The organism is Rhizobium sp. TRM96647, from assembly GCF_025780115.1.
GTDB lineage: Bacteria > Pseudomonadota > Alphaproteobacteria > Rhizobiales > Rhizobiaceae > Mycoplana.
Map to the genome: position 1 here is coordinate 107753 of NZ_JAOXHF010000007.1, position 15309 is coordinate 123061.

The following is a 15309-nucleotide window of genomic DNA, read 5'->3' on the forward strand; positions in this document are numbered from 1 at the left end:
GTCGGCGTGTCGACACGATGAACGGAACAACCGCGACATGAGCGACATCCGCGGCGAGAAGGTGAGGTTCGGGCGGGACGATATCGTGTCCCTGCACGCGCTTCCGTCCGCGCAGGCGCATGAGCCGGTGATCCTTCACTGCACCGACCGGCCCAGCCATTTCTCCGTGCTGACGCGGCTAGTCGCCTGCCTCGCGGGCATCACCGCCCTTGTCGTGCTTCTGGTCGTGGCAACGGTGGAAAGCGGACTGGTCGACAGCACGCTGAACACCCGTGCGCTGGCGGCGCTCAACCGCGCGGTCGGCCCCAGCTACACGGCCGAGGTGGAGAAGACGGTGATCCGCTTCTCCAGTTTCGGCGGGCTGGCGTTGCGGGCTGAGAACGTGTCCTTCGACCGCAAGGAGGATGGCGAGAACGTCGCCAATGCCAGCGCGGTGGGGATCGTGCTGGATCCGCTGGCGCTTCTGACCGGCCGGGTCGCGCCTTCGCGGCTGGACATAGACGGGGCGATGTTCAACCCGGCGATGCTGCCGAAGGGGCCGCCGATCGATTTTTCCACCCTGCGGCTCGACGCCGTGCCGTCCTACCAGGAGACGGCGTTTGCGGCGCTGGAGCGGTTCCGGACGATGGTGTCCGGCTCCGGCCTGTCGCGCGTTCGCGTCACGAACCTGTCGTTGCCGATCACCGGGGCCGAGGGACGACCGATGACGCTTGCTGTCGAGCGCCTCACCTTCGCCCGGGACAGGGGCGGAGACCTGTCGATCGAGGGGCGCTACCAGCTTGACGGCAAGGAAGGCCAGATCGACCTGATTGCCAGCGGCACGGGCCCCAAGGGCGAGATCCGCGGCGAGATTTCCGGCATCCCCACCGGCGGCTTCACCTTGCAGCACGCGGCGGAGGGCGAGATCCGCACCGGCGTGGACGCGCAGGCGACCGTCTCCCTGTCGGCGGCGCGCGGCGGCGAGGGGAGCAAGCCGCGGCTGGACCTTGCCGTTTCCACCGAGGGCGGCACGCTCTACCTCGGCGGCGGGGCGGCGGACATCGAGCCGAGCCGGATCGTGGCTTACTACGACTACGACCGCCGCGCGGTCGAGATCGGCAAGTCGGAGGTGCATGTCGGTGCGTCCTCCTTCCCCTTCACCGGCGGGCTTATCGACCTGGATCGCCTGCCTGGCCAGGCGGGGCCGGGTTTCGGCATCGACGTTCTCGTGGAGGACGCCGTCAGCGCGCCGATCGACACGGGTGCGACGCCCGTCCGCTTCGAGGCCAAGGCTTCCGGCCGGCTGCTGCCGCAGACGAAGCAGGTCCTGTTCGACGAACTCGGCGTCTCGACGCCGCGCGGCTCGCTTGCCGGCTCGCTCGGGATCACGTTCGGGGGACAGAAGCCGGCGGTGAATTTCGCCATGGTCGGCGACACGCTGGATGCCACCGCGGTCAAGCAGATGTGGCCCTACTGGCTCGGCCGGCGGGCCCGCCAGTGGGTGATCGCCAACATCTACGGCGGCACGGTGACGAACGGGCGCATCGAGGTGTCGATGGCTGCGGACCGGCCGGCCGATCCGGACGGCCGCCTGCAATTGCGCGAAGGCGAACTGACCATCACCTTCGACATTACCAACACGCGGCTCAATATCGCCGGCGACATCCCGCCGCTGCGGGACGCCGCCGGCCATTTCGAGCTGCATGGGCAACATCTCGACATCGCCCTGACCGGGGGCACCGCCTTCATGGGGTCGGGCCGGTCTGTGGCGGTCACCGGCGGCACGTTCCGGCTGCCGGACACCTACGAGCGGCCGCTGATGGCGGAGATGGACCTCGACATTTCCGGGGCGGGTGACGCGATCGCCGAACTGATCACCTACCGTCCGATCGACGTGCTCAAGAAGACCCCGTTCACACCCGGCGACTTTTCCGGTCCGGTGAAGGCGAATGTCAGGGCGCGCTTCGGGCTGGTGCGCGACCAGAGCCCGCCGCCGCCGCAATGGACGGCCGATATCGACCTGCTCGGCGTCGACCTGAAGACGCCGATCGCCGGCCGCACGATCACGGAGGTCGAGGGCAACCTCGTCGTCAATCCGGTGCGGGCCGACCTGAACGCCAAGGCGCGCATCGACGGGGTGCCGCTCGACGTCGCGCTCGTCGAGCCCGTCAGCCAGACGGCCGGATTGAAACGGGACCTGACCGTGACCGGCACGATTTCGGAGAAGGACCGGACCCGGCTGTTTCCGGGGGTGGCCGATCTGATCGCCGGTCCCGTCGGGATCGCGGTTTCGACCGAACCGGACGGCAGCCACAGGGTGGAGACGGATCTCGGCCGGAGCCTCGTGCAACTGCCGTGGATCGGCTGGGAGAAGGGCGCCGGCGTGCCGGCCAAGGCCACGTTTGCGCTGGGGACGCCGGTGGACGGCGTGACGCGCCTGTCCGATTTCGATTTCTCCGGCGACGGCTTCACCATCGCCGGCGACGTCTCGCTCAAGGATGGCGGCCTCAGTGCCGCCCGCTTCGACAAGGTCCGCCTCTCGGCGCAGGACAGCTACGCCCTCAACCTCGAACGGACCCGATCGGGCTATGCCGTCAAGGTGCAGGGCGATATGGCCGACGTGCGGCCCGTGCTCGCCCGGCTGAAGTCCAGCCCGGGCGGGGCGGGGGGCGGCGGCACCGGCGGCGTCTCTGTTTCCGTCCGCGCCGATATCGGCCGGGTCGTCGGTTTCAACGGGGAGGCGCTTCGCAGCTTCAAGCTCGCCTATGCGCACGACGGCACCCGGCTTTCCGGCCTCGACCTGACGGGCGTGACCGGCAGCGGCCAGGCCGTCGTGGCGAAGCTTTCGAAGGGCGGCGCGGAGCAGACGCTGGAAGTGACCACCGGCGATGCCGGGGCGCTCGCGCGGCTTTCGAACCTCTACCGGCACATGGGCGGCGGTCTGCTGAACATGAAGCTGAGGGGCGGCGCCGACGGCGCCTGGCGCGGGCCGGTCGACATCCGCCAGTTCCGGCTGGAGGGCGAGGAGAAGCTGCGCTCGATCGTCTCCACGCCGGCGGGTGGCAAGAGCCTGAACGAGGCGGTGCGAAGCGAGATCGACACGAGCTCGATGCGGTTCGAACGCGGCTTTGCCTTCGTCGTCTCCAAGGACGGTACGCTGCGGGTCGAAAACGGCGTGGTGCGGGGCGATGCGGTCGGGGCCACCTTCCAGGGCATGGTGCGAAACGCCAGCGGCCAGATGGAGATGACCGGCACGTTCATGCCGGCCTACGGGCTCAACCGGCTGTTCGCCGAGCTGCCGCTGATCGGCTTCATCCTCGGCAACGGCAGCGACCGCGGCCTGATCGGCATCACCTTCAAGCTCACCGGCCCGTTCGACCAACCGCGGCTGATGATCAACCCGCTGTCGGTCATCGCGCCGGGTGTGTTCCGGAACATCTTCGAGTTCTGAGGGCGCGGCAGCCGCCGACTTCGAGGTCGCGGCGCCCCCTCATCCGGCCTTCAGGCCACCTTCTCCCCAATGGGGAGAAGAGGGAACTGGCGGCTTGCTTGCCGAATAGCCCGCCTCAGGCGGGCCGCACCAGCATGTGCTTCTTCTTGCCGAGCGACAGTTTGACGACGCCGTCGGCCGTCACCTCGCCGGAGCCGATCGTCATGCGCTCGTCGTTGACGGCCTTGTCGTTGATCCTGACGGCGCCGCCCTGCACATGCCGGCGCGCTTCGCCGTTGGAGGCGGCGAGGCCGGCGCGGACGATCAGCGACAGGAGGCCGATTCCGGCTTCGAGCTCCGCCATCGGCACCTCGACCGATGGCAGGTTTTCGGAAAGCGCGCCTTCCTCGAAGGTCTTGCGCGCCGTCTCCGCCGCCTGCTCGGCATTCTCGCGGCCGTGCAGCATGGCGGTGATCTCGGTGGCGAGGATCTTCTTGACCTCGTTGATCTCCGAGCCGCCGAGCGCCGAGAGCCTGGCGATCTCGTCCATCGGCAGCGTCGTGTAGAGCTTGAGGAAGCGGGAGACGTCGGCGTCCTCGGTGTTGCGCCAGTACTGCCAGAAATCATAGGCCGACAGCATGTCCGGGTTCAGCCAGACGGCACCATTGACCGACTTACCCATCTTGGCCCCCGAGGCGGTCGTCAGCAACGGCGAGGTCAGCGCGTAGAGCTGCGGCGTGCCCATGCGGTGGCCGAGGTCGATGCCGTTGATGATGTTGCCCCACTGGTCGGAACCGCCCATCTGCAGGCGCGTGCCGGTACGCCTGTTCAGCTCGACGAAGTCGTAGGCCTGCAGGATCATGTAGTTGAATTCGAGGAAGGACAGCGACTGCTCGCGGTCGAGCCGCGTCTTGACGCTGTCGAAGGACAGCATGCGGTTGACCGAGAAATGGCGGCCGACGTCGCGCAGGAATTCGAGGTAGTTGATGCCGAGCAGCCAGTCGGCATTGTTGATCATCAGCGCGTCCTTCGGACCGTCGCCGTAGGTCAGGTAGCTGGAGAACACCTTCTTGATCGAGGCGATGTTGGCGGCGATCGTCTCCGGCGTCATCAGTTGGCGCGCCTCGTCCTTGAAGGAGGGGTCACCGACCATGCCGGTGCCGCCGCCCATCAGCGAAATCGCGCGGTGGCCGGTCTGCTGCAGCCAGTGCAGCATCATGATCTGGATCAGGCCGCCGGCATGCAGGCTCGGCGCGGTCGGGTCGAAGCCGATATAGGCCGTCACGGTCTCCTTGCAGAGCAGGTCATCGAGGCCGGTCTCATCCGAGATCTGGTGGATGAAACCGCGCTCGCTGAGCGTGCGGAGGAAATCTGACTTGAAACCCGACATTGGTCTTCTCTCTTGCAGGGGGAGATAAGCGAACGAATGGCGGGGCATCTAGCACTGTTTTTGCGCATAATCACTCCAAAAGTGATTCTGGATTTTCGCCATGGGACGCATACGAACCGCGATCGGATTGATGAGCGGCACCAGCATGGACGGCGTCGACGTCGCGCTCGTGAAGACGGACGGCGAGGGTGCCGTCGAGCGGGGACCGGCGATGGGCCTCGCCTACGATCCCGCCTTCCGCAAGCGGCTTCAGGCGGCGCTGGAGACGGCGAAGGCGATCGGGCGCAGGCAGGATCGGCCGGGCGATCTTGCAGAGGTCGAGCGCGAACTGACGCTGCGCCATGCGGCGGCCGTCGCGTCGTTCCTCGATGCCAAAGAGCTGAGGAAGGCCGATATCGACGTGATCGGCTTCCACGGGCAGACGGTGCTGCACCGGCCCGATGAGGGCCTGACGGTGCAACTCGGCGACGGGGGGCTGCTTGCACGTGAGACCGGCATCGACATCGTCTACGACATGCGGGCGAACGACATGGCCCATGGCGGGCAGGGCGCGCCGCTCATTCCCGTCTATCATGCGGCGCTCGCCCGCAACCTGCCTGATGGCTGCGCCTTTCCGGTCGTCTTTGTGAATATCGGCGGAATTTCGAACCTGACCTATGTCGGCGCGGACGGCGGGATCGCCGCCTTCGACAGCGGGCCGGGCAACACGCTGATCGACCAGTGGGTCGAGGCGCAAGCCGGCATTCCCTTCGATCAGGGCGGGATGATCGCCAGCGAAGGCCGGATCGTCGCCGGCCTTGCCGCCCGCTATCTCGACCATCCCTTCTTCACCGCGGCCGTGCGGCGTTCGCTCGACCGCAACGATTTTGCTCCGCCGGCAGGCGGGGACGCGACGCTGGAGGACGGCGCGCGGACGCTGGCCCATGTCACGGCCGCCGCCATCCTGAAGTCCGCCGGACATTTGCCGCAGCTTCCAAAGACTTACGTGGTCTGCGGCGGGGGGCGGCTGAACAAGGCCATCATGGGCGACCTCGGCGACCTTGCGGGCGAGCAGGGGGCGCGGGTGATCCCGGCGGAGGACGCGGGACTGGATGGCGACAACTTGGAAGCGGAAGCCTGGGCCTATCTGGCGGTGCGTGCGCTGGACGGGCTGCCGCTGACGTTTCCCGGGACCACGGGTGTGAAGGCGGCTGTTACGGGTGGGGTGGTGGTGCGTCGCGCAGCCCCAGCGTGATCACCGGCAATCAGGAAAGATCGTCAGAGATGGCGTCCGGGATCCTGTCGTATGCCGAGTATGCGCAGCACAAGGATATGGTCGAACTCGATGCGGTAGTAGATCGCGTGGCCGCGATGAATGAGCCGTCGGACATTCGGGCGAACGGCATAAAAGTCGATTCCGAGTGCGGGATGGTGCGGAAGATCGGCAAGCGCCGTCTTCAGACTGCGTTCATAGGAAACCCATTGCGCAGTGCCAAAATTCGCGACCGTATAGTCATAAGCTGCCGCGAGATCGTCTTCAGCCATCCGTGTGAACCGGAGGGCCTTCAACCTCAGCGTACCGTTCTTCTGCTGCCGGAACGCGCGAATTCGAGAACTTCGTCGAGCCCGCGCTCGCTGACGCCGCTGTCTTCCGCCTCGTCCAGAAGTTCCCGCAACTGTTCGACCGCGGCTTCCCGCTCGGCCATTTCCTTGGCGACGAGGTCTGCAAGATACTCACTCAGAGATGCGTAGTGACCGTCTGCCAAGCGTCTGCCGACATACTCGGCAATCGGTTCCGGCAGAGCGATGGTATGCTTGGTCATCAGGACTTCCCGCAATTGGTCCACGGAAAGATAGTCCATTTGGCTCGCCTGCTCAATGTGCGCCCAGGAAACGAAAAACCGCCGGATTTCTCCGGCGGTCGCATGACAGGTCCGATTGAATTGAGCGCTCTACCTGATCCGCTTGGCGGCAGGCTCCGGGGTCAGTTCGCCGGCGAGGCGGCGGTCGAGGTAGTCCTCGCATTCGGCCATCAGGGTCTCCGTCTGGCCGTTGAAGAAGTGGTTGGCGCCGGGGACGGTCTTGTGGGTGATCAGGATGCCCTTCTGCGCCTTCAGCTTCTCGACGAGCCCGTTGACGTCCTTCTCGGGGGCGACCTTGTCCGAATCTCCGTTGATGATCAGGCCGGAGGAGGGGCAGGGGGCGAGGAAGGAGAAGTCGTAGATGTTTGGCTGCGGCGCGATCGACATGAAGCCTTCGATCTCCGGCCGGCGCATCAGAAGCTGCATGCCGATCCAGGCGCCGAAGGAGTAGCCGGCGACCCAGCAGCTCTTGGAATCCGGATGCAGGCTCTGCACCCAGTCGAGCGCGGAGGCGGCATCGGAAAGCTCGCCGGCGCCGTGGTCGAATTCGCCCTGGCTGCGGCCGATACCGCGGAAATTGAAGCGCAGCGTGGTGAAGCCGCGCTTCTGGAACATGTAGAACAACTGGTAGACGATCTGGTTGTTCATCGTGCCGCCGAACTGCGGGTGCGGGTGCAGGATGATCGCGATCGGAGCGTTCTTCTGCTTGGAAGGCTGGTAGCGGCCTTCGAGGCGACCGGCGGGTCCGTTGAAGATGATTTCGGGCATTCGTACTCCGAGACGTTCTTTTGAGGATCAAAAACCGTTTCGATGGCGCTGGAAGTCTTGACGAAACCAGTCAGCTTTTCTAGAAACCAGTTTAGAACCGTTCGAAACTTTGCTACGCTGTCTGCGTGCCTGAGGTTCGTCTCATACGGCAAGCCCGGCGGAAATTTCAAGGAAAATGCTCGCCGCACTGCTTAAGACGCTATCGGAGCCTTATCGATCATGCCTGCGAGGGTGAGGACATATCTGGACTGGAACGCGACGGCGCCGCTTTCGGCTGCCGCCCGCCAAGCCGTGCTGGCCGCGCTCGAGCTCGACGGCAACCCGTCCTCCGTCCACGGCGAGGGCCGGGCGGCGCGGGCGCTGATCGATGCGGCGCGGCGCGACATCGCGGCCCTCACCGGGGCGGAGGCTGCGCACGTCACCTTCACCAGCGGCGCGACCGAGGCGGCCAATACGGTGTTGACGCCGGAATTCCGCATGGGCCGCACGCCGCTTTCGATCGGCCGTCTCTATGTCTCGGCGATCGAGCATCCGGCGGTGCGCGAGGGCGGCAGGTTCGCCGCCGACCAGGGCACGGAGATCGCGGTGACGCCGGCGGGCGTCGTCGATCTTGCGGCGCTGGAGGCCTTGCTCGACGCCCACGATACCGCGTCCGGCCTGCCGATGGTCGCCCTGATGCTCGCCAACAACGAGACCGGCATCGTCCAGCCGGTGGCCGAGGCGGCGGCGATCGTGCACAAGCGCGGCGGGCTTCTGGTGGTCGATGCCGTGCAGGGGGCCGGCCGGCTGCCGCTGTCGATGGCCGGGCTCGATGCCGACTTCCTGATCCTGTCGGCGCACAAGCTGGGCGGGCCGAAGGGGGCCGGCGCGCTGGTGTCGCGTGGCGAGGTGCTGATGCCGCGGCCGCTGATCCATGGCGGCGGGCAGGAGAAGGGCCACCGTTCCGGCACGGAGAACGCGGCCGCGATCGCGGGGTTTGCGGCGGCGGCGCGCGCGGCACTTGACGGGATGGCGGAGCGCGTTGGACAGATCGCGCGCCTGCGCGACCGGATGGAGGCGCGGATGGCCGAGATCGCCGCCGACGTCGTCATCCACGGCCGCGACGTTTCGCGCCTGTGCAACACGACCTTTTTCAGTCTACCGGGACTGAAGGCGGAAACGGGGCAGATCGCCTTCGACCTCGAGGGCATCGCGCTTTCCGCAGGATCGGCATGCTCGTCGGGCAAGGTGGGCGCGAGCCACGTGCTGACGGCGATGGGTTTCGACGCCGGGCTCGGGGCGTTGCGCGTCTCGCTCGGGCCCGAGACGTCGGAAGCCGAGGTGGAGCGCTTCCTCGAGGCGTTCGGACGCATTGCGGGGCGGCGGCGACGCGATGTCGCGGCCGCCTGACGAAAGTTGCGGAAACACAAGTTTCTGCTTGCCAAAAGGTGTGAAAAGCTCCTTCTGGCGCCTACATAACCGGCGGATACCCGCCACACGTTGACAAGCTGCCGGACCTTGGATCCGGCGAGATTGGAGAACGACATGCCTGCTGTGCAGGAAACGATCGATCAGGTCCGTCTGATAGACGTCGACCAGTACAAATACGGCTTCGAGACGACGATCGAGATGGAGAAGGCGCCGAAGGGCCTTTCCGAGGACATCATCCGCTTCATCTCGGCCAAGAAGAGCGAGCCCGACTGGATGCTGGAGTGGCGGCTGGAGGCCTATCGCCGCTGGCTGACGCTCGAGGAACCGACCTGGGCACGTGTCGACTATCCGAAGATCGATTTCAACGACCTCTACTACTACGCCGCGCCGAAGAACCAGGCGGGGCCGAAGTCGATCGACGAGGTCGATCCGGAGATCCTCAAGACCTACGAGAAGCTCGGCATTCCGCTGCGCGAGCAGGAGATCCTGGCCGGCGTCCAGACGTCGAAGATCGCCGTCGATGCCGTGTTCGATTCCGTCTCCGTCGTCACCACCTTCAAGGAAGAGCTGAAGAAGGCCGGCGTGATCTTCATGTCGATCTCGGAGGCGATCCGCGAGCATCCGGACCTGGTGAAGAAGTATCTCGGCTCCGTCGTGCCCACGACCGACAACTTCTATGCGACGCTGAATTCGGCGGTCTTCACCGACGGTTCGTTCGTGTTCGTGCCGAAGGGCGTTCGCTGCCCGATGGAGCTTTCGACCTATTTCCGCATCAACGAGAAGAACACCGGCCAGTTCGAGCGCACGCTGATCATCGCCGAGGAAGGCGCCTACGTGTCCTACCTCGAGGGCTGCACCGCGCCGCAGCGCGACGAGAACCAGCTGCATGCGGCGGTCGTGGAACTCGTCGCGCTCGACGATGCCGAGATCAAGTACTCCACCGTCCAGAACTGGTATCCGGGCGACAAGGACGGCAAGGGCGGCATCTACAACTTCGTCACCAAGCGTGGCGACTGCCGCGGCAAGAACTCCAAGATCTCGTGGACGCAGGTCGAGACCGGCTCGGCGATCACCTGGAAGTACCCGTCCTGCATCCTGCGCGGCGACGGTTCGCGCGGCGAGTTCTACTCGATCGCGGTGTCGAACGGTCACCAGCAGATCGACAGCGGCACCAAGATGATCCATCTCGGCAAGAACACGTCGAGCCGCATCATCTCGAAGGGCATTGCCGCCGGCGTATCGCAGAACACCTATCGCGGTCAGGTCTCGACCCACCGCAAGGCGGAGAACGCGCGCAACTTCACCCAGTGCGATTCGCTCCTGATCGGCGACCGCTGCGGCGCGCACACCGTGCCCTATATCGAGGCGAAGAATTCCTCGGCGCAGTTCGAGCACGAGGCGACGACGTCGAAGATCTCCGAGGACCAGCTGTTCTATTGCCTGCAGCGCGGCATCCCGGAAGAGGCGGCGATCGCGCTGATCGTCAACGGCTTCGTCAAGGAAGTGATCCAGGAACTGCCGATGGAATTCGCCGTCGAAGCGCAGAAGCTGATCAGCATCTCGCTGGAAGGCTCGGTCGGCTGAGGCTCGGCACGTCGTCATCCTCGGGCTTGTCCCGAGGATCCGGGGCAATGGCTTCGGTGCGGAAGCGATTCGAGTGGCGAGACGTGGTCAGATCCTCGGGACAAGCCCGAGGATGACGGAGTGAGGGAACGTTGTAAGGAGTGACCTGCGGAGGCGTGATTGACGGGCTTCGTATACATGATGAGCCATCGCCCTCGCGGCGTCATCTATACGGGCGTGACTTCGGATTTGCAGGGGCGGATCTGGGAGCATCGCAATCACGTGCACGAAGGGTTCACCTCGAAGTACGGAGTAGAAAAGCTGGTGTGGTTCGAACGGCATCCGAACATCGTTCTGGCGATCCAGCGGGAAAAGTCGCTGAAGCGGTATCGGCGGGAATGGAAGATGAAGCTGATCGAAGAGTTCAATCCCACCTGGATGGATCTGTTCGAGCAGGTTGGAGAAATGGACAATGTCTATCGTCCGCATCGAGGCACTCGCATGTGGGACGACTATAACTGAGACGTGGTCAGATCCTCGGGACAAGCCCGAGGATGACGGTGGCTCCGGGGTGATGAATTTCCGTTCGGAGGCGGCTGTGTCGGCCGTGCCCACCAGCGTCATCCTCGGGCTTGTCCCGAGGATCTGGAGCGGCAATTTGTGAGTGTATGAGACTGCCGCTGGCTCGATCGTTGGGTCGCCACTGGCCTGCTGAAGGAATTGGAAATGCTTGAAATCAAGAACCTGCACGCACGCATCGCCGAGGACGGCACCGAGATCATTCGCGGTCTGAACCTGATCGTCAACGACGGCGAGGTGGCCGCGATCATGGGGCCGAACGGCTCGGGCAAGTCGACGCTGTCCTACATCCTGTCGGGCCGCGAGGACTACGAGGTCACCGAGGGCGACATCCTTTATAACGGCGAGAGCATCCTCGAGCTCGATCCGGCCGAGCGCGCTGCCAAGGGTATCTTCCTGGCGTTCCAGTATCCGGTCGAGATCCCGGGCGTCGCCACCATGCAGTTCCTGAAGGTGGCCATGAACGAGCAGCGCAAGGCGCGCGGCGAGGACGAGCTGACGACGCCGGACTTCATGCGCCGGGTCAAGGAAGCGGCCAACGAGCTGCAGATCTCGCCGGAAATGCTGCGCCGGCCGCTCAACGTCGGCTTCTCCGGCGGCGAGAAGAAGCGTGCCGAAATCCTGCAGATGGCGTTGCTGGAACCGAAGCTCTGCGTGCTCGACGAGACCGACAGCGGCCTCGACATCGACGCGCTGAAGATCGTCGCCGACGGCGTCAACGCGCTGCGCTCGCCCGATCGCTCGGTCATCGTCATCACCCACTACCAGCGCCTGCTCGACTACATCGTGCCGGACACCGTCCACGTGCTCTACAAGGGCCAGGTGATCAAGTCGGGCGACAAGACGCTGGCGCACGAACTCGAAGCCAATGGCTATGCCGACATTATCGAGGCAGCCGCCTGAGCCGGGAAGGACGCGATCCATGAACATGCAAGCAGGGATCAAGTTGACGGCGGCGGAAGCGGCGCTGGTCGACATCTACAACGAGCAGCTGGGCGATCTCCCCGGCGACGGCGCGACCTTGCTCGCCCGCGACACGCTGCTCAGCGACCTGAAGAAGGCCGGACTGCCGACCCGCCGCGTCGAGGCCTGGCACTATACCGACCTCAAGGCGTTGCTCAGGGCCGTGCCGGCCTTCGTGCGGGGCGCCGATGCCGGCCGCGTCGATCCGATCGTGCCGGGCTCGGCGGTGCTGTCGGTCGTCAACGGCAAGGCACATGCCCGCGTGATGCAGGAAGGCATCACCGTCCGTTCCTACGGCGAGGCGCTGCTCGACGGTTCGGCCGCGACCGATCTCGTCGCCCGTGACAGCGACGACGTGATCGGCCGGATCAACGGCTCCTTCGTCCGCGACGGGCTTTCGATCGATTTCGAAGACGGGCTCGTTGTCGAGGGGCCGATCGAGATCCAGTCGGTGCAGAACTGCGGCCAGGTCAATACCCGCTTCCCGGTCCGCTTCGGCGCGGGCTCGAAGGCGACCGTAATCGAACGGCACCTGGCCGTGGGCGAGGCGGCGGCGCTCGTCACCTCCGTTACCGAGGTGACGCTCGCCGACGGCGCCGAGGTCACCTGGATCATCTTCCAGTCCGAAGGCGAGGCCGATACGCATCTGGCGCAGTTCAAGGCCGAACTCGGCGCCGATGCGAAGCTCAGGCTCTATGTCATCAACGGCGGCGGCAAGCTCGTGCGGCAGGAGATCCATATCGGCGTGACCGGCGAGGGTGCCGACCTGACGCTGCGCGGCATCAACCTGCTCGGCGGCGAGAGCCACACTGACGTGACCTTCACCGTCGGCCACGACGTTCCGCACACGACGTCCACCGAAGTGATCCGCAACGTCGTGCTCGACCGCGCCCGCGGCGTGTTCCAGGGACAGATCTGCGTCGCCCAGGATGCGCAGAAGACGGACGCGAAGATGTCGTGCAACACGCTTCTTCTTTCCGACGATGCGGAGTTTTCCGCCAAGCCGGAGCTGGAGATTTTCGCCGACGACGTCCAGTGCGGCCATGGCGCGACTGTGATCGACATCGACCACACCCAGTTGTTCTACCTGATGGCGCGCGGCATTCCGGAAAACCGGGCCCGTGCCATGCTGGTCAATGCCTTCGTCGCCGAGATCGTCGAGGAACTGGAAGACGAAACGCTGGTCGAGGCGCTGGAAGGCGTGATCTCCGACTGGCTGGAAAAGCACGCGTGATGGGATTGCCGAGATGAACCAGATCAAGCAGGTTTCCGCCTATGACGTCGAGGCCATCCGGCGGGACTTTCCGATCCTGTCGCGACAGGTCTACGGCAAACCGCTGGTCTATCTCGACAACGGCGCCTCGGCGCAGAAGCCGCAGGTGGTGATCGACGCGATCTCGGAGGCCTATTCGAACGAATACGCCAACGTCCACCGCGGCCTGCATTTTCTCTCCAACGCCGCGACCGAGGCCTACGAGGCCGCGCGCGAGAAGGTGCGCCGCTTCCTCAACGCGCCGTCGGTCGACGACATCGTCTTCACCAAGTCCTCGACCGAGGCGATCAATACGGTCGCCTATGGCTACGGCATGCCCCATATCGGCGAGGGCGACGAGATCGTGCTCTCGATCATGGAGCACCATTCCAACATCGTGCCCTGGCATTTCATTCGCGAGCGGCAGGGGGCGAAGCTTGTCTGGGCACCGGTGGACGACAGCGGTGCCTTCCATGTCGAGGACTTCGTCAAGTGCCTGACGGACAAGACGAAGCTGATCGCGATCACGCATATGTCGAACGCGCTCGGCACGATCGTGCCGGTCAAGGAGATCTGCAGGATCGCCCGCGAGCGCGGCATCCCGGTGCTGGTCGACGGCTCGCAAGGGGCCGTGCACCTGCCGGTCGACGTGCAGGACATCGACTGCGACTGGTACGTGATGACCGGCCACAAGCTCTACGGTCCCTCCGGCATCGGCGTACTCTACGGCAAGAAGGAGCGGCTGCGCGAGATGCGGCCGTTCCAGGGCGGCGGCGAGATGATCGTGGAGGTGACCGAGGACATCGTCACCTATAACGACCCGCCGCACCGCTTCGAGGCCGGCACGCCGCCGATCGTGCAGGCGATCGGGCTTGGCTACGCGCTCGACTACATGGACAAAATCGGACGCGCGGCGATCGCCGCACACGAGGCGGACCTGGCCGCCTATGCGCTCGAACGGTTGTCGTCGGTCAATTCGCTGCGCGTCTTCGGCACGGCACCCGGCAAGGGCTCGATCTTCGCCTTCGAACTCGAGGGTATCCATTCCCACGACGTCTCGATGGTGATCGACCGGGCAGGGGTGGCGGTGCGCGCCGGTACCCATTGCGCCCAGCCGCTCTTGAAACGCTTCGGGGTGACCTCCACATGCCGGGCATCGTTCGGCATGTACAATACGCGTGCCGAGGTGGATATCCTGGCCGACGCGCTCGACCATGCCCGCAAGTTCTTCGCCTGAGGAGTTGGAAATGTCTGTCGATGCCACCGATGACAAGGTCGATGCCCGCGAGGGGATCGTCACGTCCGCCATCCCGGCGGAGGAACTGGCGCGCCTGTCGGACGATGTCATTGGCGCGCTGAAGACCGTCTACGATCCGGAAATCCCGGCCGATATCTTCGAACTCGGCCTGATCTACAAGATCGACATCGAGGACGACCGGATGGTGAAGATCGACATGACGCTGACGGCGCCCGGCTGCCCGGTCGCCGGCGAGATGCCGGGCTGGGTGGAGAACGCGGTCGGCGCCGTCGAGGGCGTTTCCGGCGTCGAGGTCAGGATGGTGTTCGATCCGCCGTGGACGCCGGACCGCATGTCGGAAGAGGCGCAGGTCGCCGTCGGCTGGTACTGACGGGATCGGCCTGGCGCTATTGATCGCGCCGACGGCCCCCACTACATTGGATTCGGAAGCCGCCGGGCCTTGAACCCGGCCGGCGAAGGAGAACGGCCCATGGCCTTTGCAATCATGACGCTCACCGATGCCGCCGCCGATCGGGTCAAGGCGATCGTGGACAATGCCGGCGGCGACGCCAGGGGCATCCGCGTCGGCATCAAGAAGGGCGGCTGCGCGGGGATGGAATATTCCGTCGATCTCGTCACCGAACCGAACGCCAAGGACGATCTCGTCGAGCATGCCGGCGCCCGCGTCTGGGTGGCCCCGGAGGCGGTGCTCTACCTGCTTGGCACGCAGATGGATTTCGAGGTGACGACGCTGCGCTCCGGCTTCACCTTCAACAACCCCAACCAGACATCCGCCTGCGGCTGCGGCGAATCCGTCGAGCTGAAGCCCGCCGACCTGGCGGCGCTGGCGGCTGCCGGCGGCGCGACGGTGCGGGTCGGCTGAGGGCTCAGGTTCCG

General features: G+C 65.4%; 14 protein-coding genes. 10 read left to right on the forward strand and 4 right to left on the reverse strand.

Translation table 11 applies throughout. From position 1 onward, the window contains the following. Positions 1-37: 37 nt before the first annotated feature. The gene (locus OCK02_RS14650; protein WP_263813705.1) at positions 38-3430 is read left to right on the forward strand and encodes a DUF3971 domain-containing protein; all 3393 of its coding nucleotides are present in this window, start codon (positions 38-40) and stop codon (positions 3428-3430) included. 115 nt (positions 3431-3545) lie between these two features. Here the strand turns inward: OCK02_RS14650 and tyrS are convergent, their stop codons facing one another. Further along, a complete protein-coding gene (tyrS, locus tag OCK02_RS14655; RefSeq protein WP_263813706.1) occupies positions 3546-4799 on the reverse strand; it encodes a tyrosine--tRNA ligase in 1254 nt (417 codons plus the stop codon). Positions 4800-4899: 100 nt separating this feature from the next. Here tyrS and OCK02_RS14660 point away from each other — a divergent pair, with 100 nt between their 5' ends. After that, entirely contained in the window at positions 4900-6033 is a 1134-nt protein-coding gene (locus OCK02_RS14660) for an anhydro-N-acetylmuramic acid kinase (RefSeq protein ID WP_263813707.1), read from the forward strand. Positions 6034-6056: 23 nt separating this feature from the next. Here the strand turns inward: OCK02_RS14660 and OCK02_RS14665 are convergent, their stop codons facing one another. The 3 genes from OCK02_RS14665 to OCK02_RS14675 all read right to left on the reverse strand — a co-directional run bounded on the left by OCK02_RS14665 (position 6057) and on the right by OCK02_RS14675 (position 7408). Beyond that, positions 6057-6347: a type II toxin-antitoxin system RelE/ParE family toxin gene (locus OCK02_RS14665; protein WP_263813708.1), complete on the reverse strand. Its 291-nt coding sequence runs from the start codon at positions 6345-6347 to the stop codon at positions 6057-6059. Between the two features lie 2 nt (positions 6348-6349). Next, on the reverse strand, positions 6350-6601 hold the full coding sequence (locus tag OCK02_RS14670) for a type II toxin-antitoxin system ParD family antitoxin (protein ID WP_263813709.1): 252 nt from the start codon (positions 6599-6601) through the stop codon (positions 6350-6352). Positions 6602-6730: 129 nt separating this feature from the next. Further along, complete coding sequence (locus OCK02_RS14675; RefSeq protein WP_230805350.1) at positions 6731-7408, reverse strand: alpha/beta hydrolase; 678 nt, start codon at positions 7406-7408, stop codon at positions 6731-6733. 219 nt (positions 7409-7627) lie between these two features. On the opposite strand from OCK02_RS14675, the gene OCK02_RS14680 reads away from it, so the two are divergent. From OCK02_RS14680 to sufA, 8 genes are all read left to right on the forward strand, one after another. Further along, entirely contained in the window at positions 7628-8797 is a 1170-nt protein-coding gene (locus tag OCK02_RS14680) for a cysteine desulfurase family protein (RefSeq protein ID WP_263813710.1), read from the forward strand. A gap of 135 nt (positions 8798-8932) precedes the next feature. Continuing rightward, entirely contained in the window at positions 8933-10402 is a 1470-nt protein-coding gene (gene sufB, locus OCK02_RS14685; protein WP_263813711.1) for a Fe-S cluster assembly protein SufB, read from the forward strand. Between the two features lie 159 nt (positions 10403-10561). Beyond that, positions 10562-10903 (forward strand): GIY-YIG nuclease family protein, encoded by a 342-nt coding sequence (locus OCK02_RS14690; protein ID WP_263813712.1) that lies wholly within the window; start codon positions 10562-10564, stop codon positions 10901-10903. Between the two features lie 204 nt (positions 10904-11107). After that, positions 11108-11863: a Fe-S cluster assembly ATPase SufC gene (gene sufC / locus OCK02_RS14695; RefSeq protein ID WP_263813713.1), complete on the forward strand. Its 756-nt coding sequence runs from the start codon at positions 11108-11110 to the stop codon at positions 11861-11863. Positions 11864-11882: 19 nt separating this feature from the next. Next, entirely contained in the window at positions 11883-13157 is a 1275-nt protein-coding gene (gene sufD / locus OCK02_RS14700; protein ID WP_263813714.1) for a Fe-S cluster assembly protein SufD, read from the forward strand. Positions 13158-13170: 13 nt separating this feature from the next. Beyond that, entirely contained in the window at positions 13171-14412 is a 1242-nt protein-coding gene (locus tag OCK02_RS14705) for a cysteine desulfurase (RefSeq protein ID WP_263813715.1), read from the forward strand. 10 nt (positions 14413-14422) lie between these two features. Then, positions 14423-14803 carry an SUF system Fe-S cluster assembly protein gene (locus tag OCK02_RS14710; protein ID WP_263813716.1) on the forward strand — a complete coding sequence of 127 codons (381 nt, stop codon included), beginning with the start codon at positions 14423-14425 and terminating at the stop codon, positions 14801-14803. A gap of 99 nt (positions 14804-14902) precedes the next feature. Continuing rightward, complete coding sequence (gene sufA, locus OCK02_RS14715; protein WP_230805363.1) at positions 14903-15295, forward strand: Fe-S cluster assembly scaffold SufA; 393 nt, start codon at positions 14903-14905, stop codon at positions 15293-15295. The last annotated feature ends 14 nt before the right edge of the window (positions 15296-15309 follow it).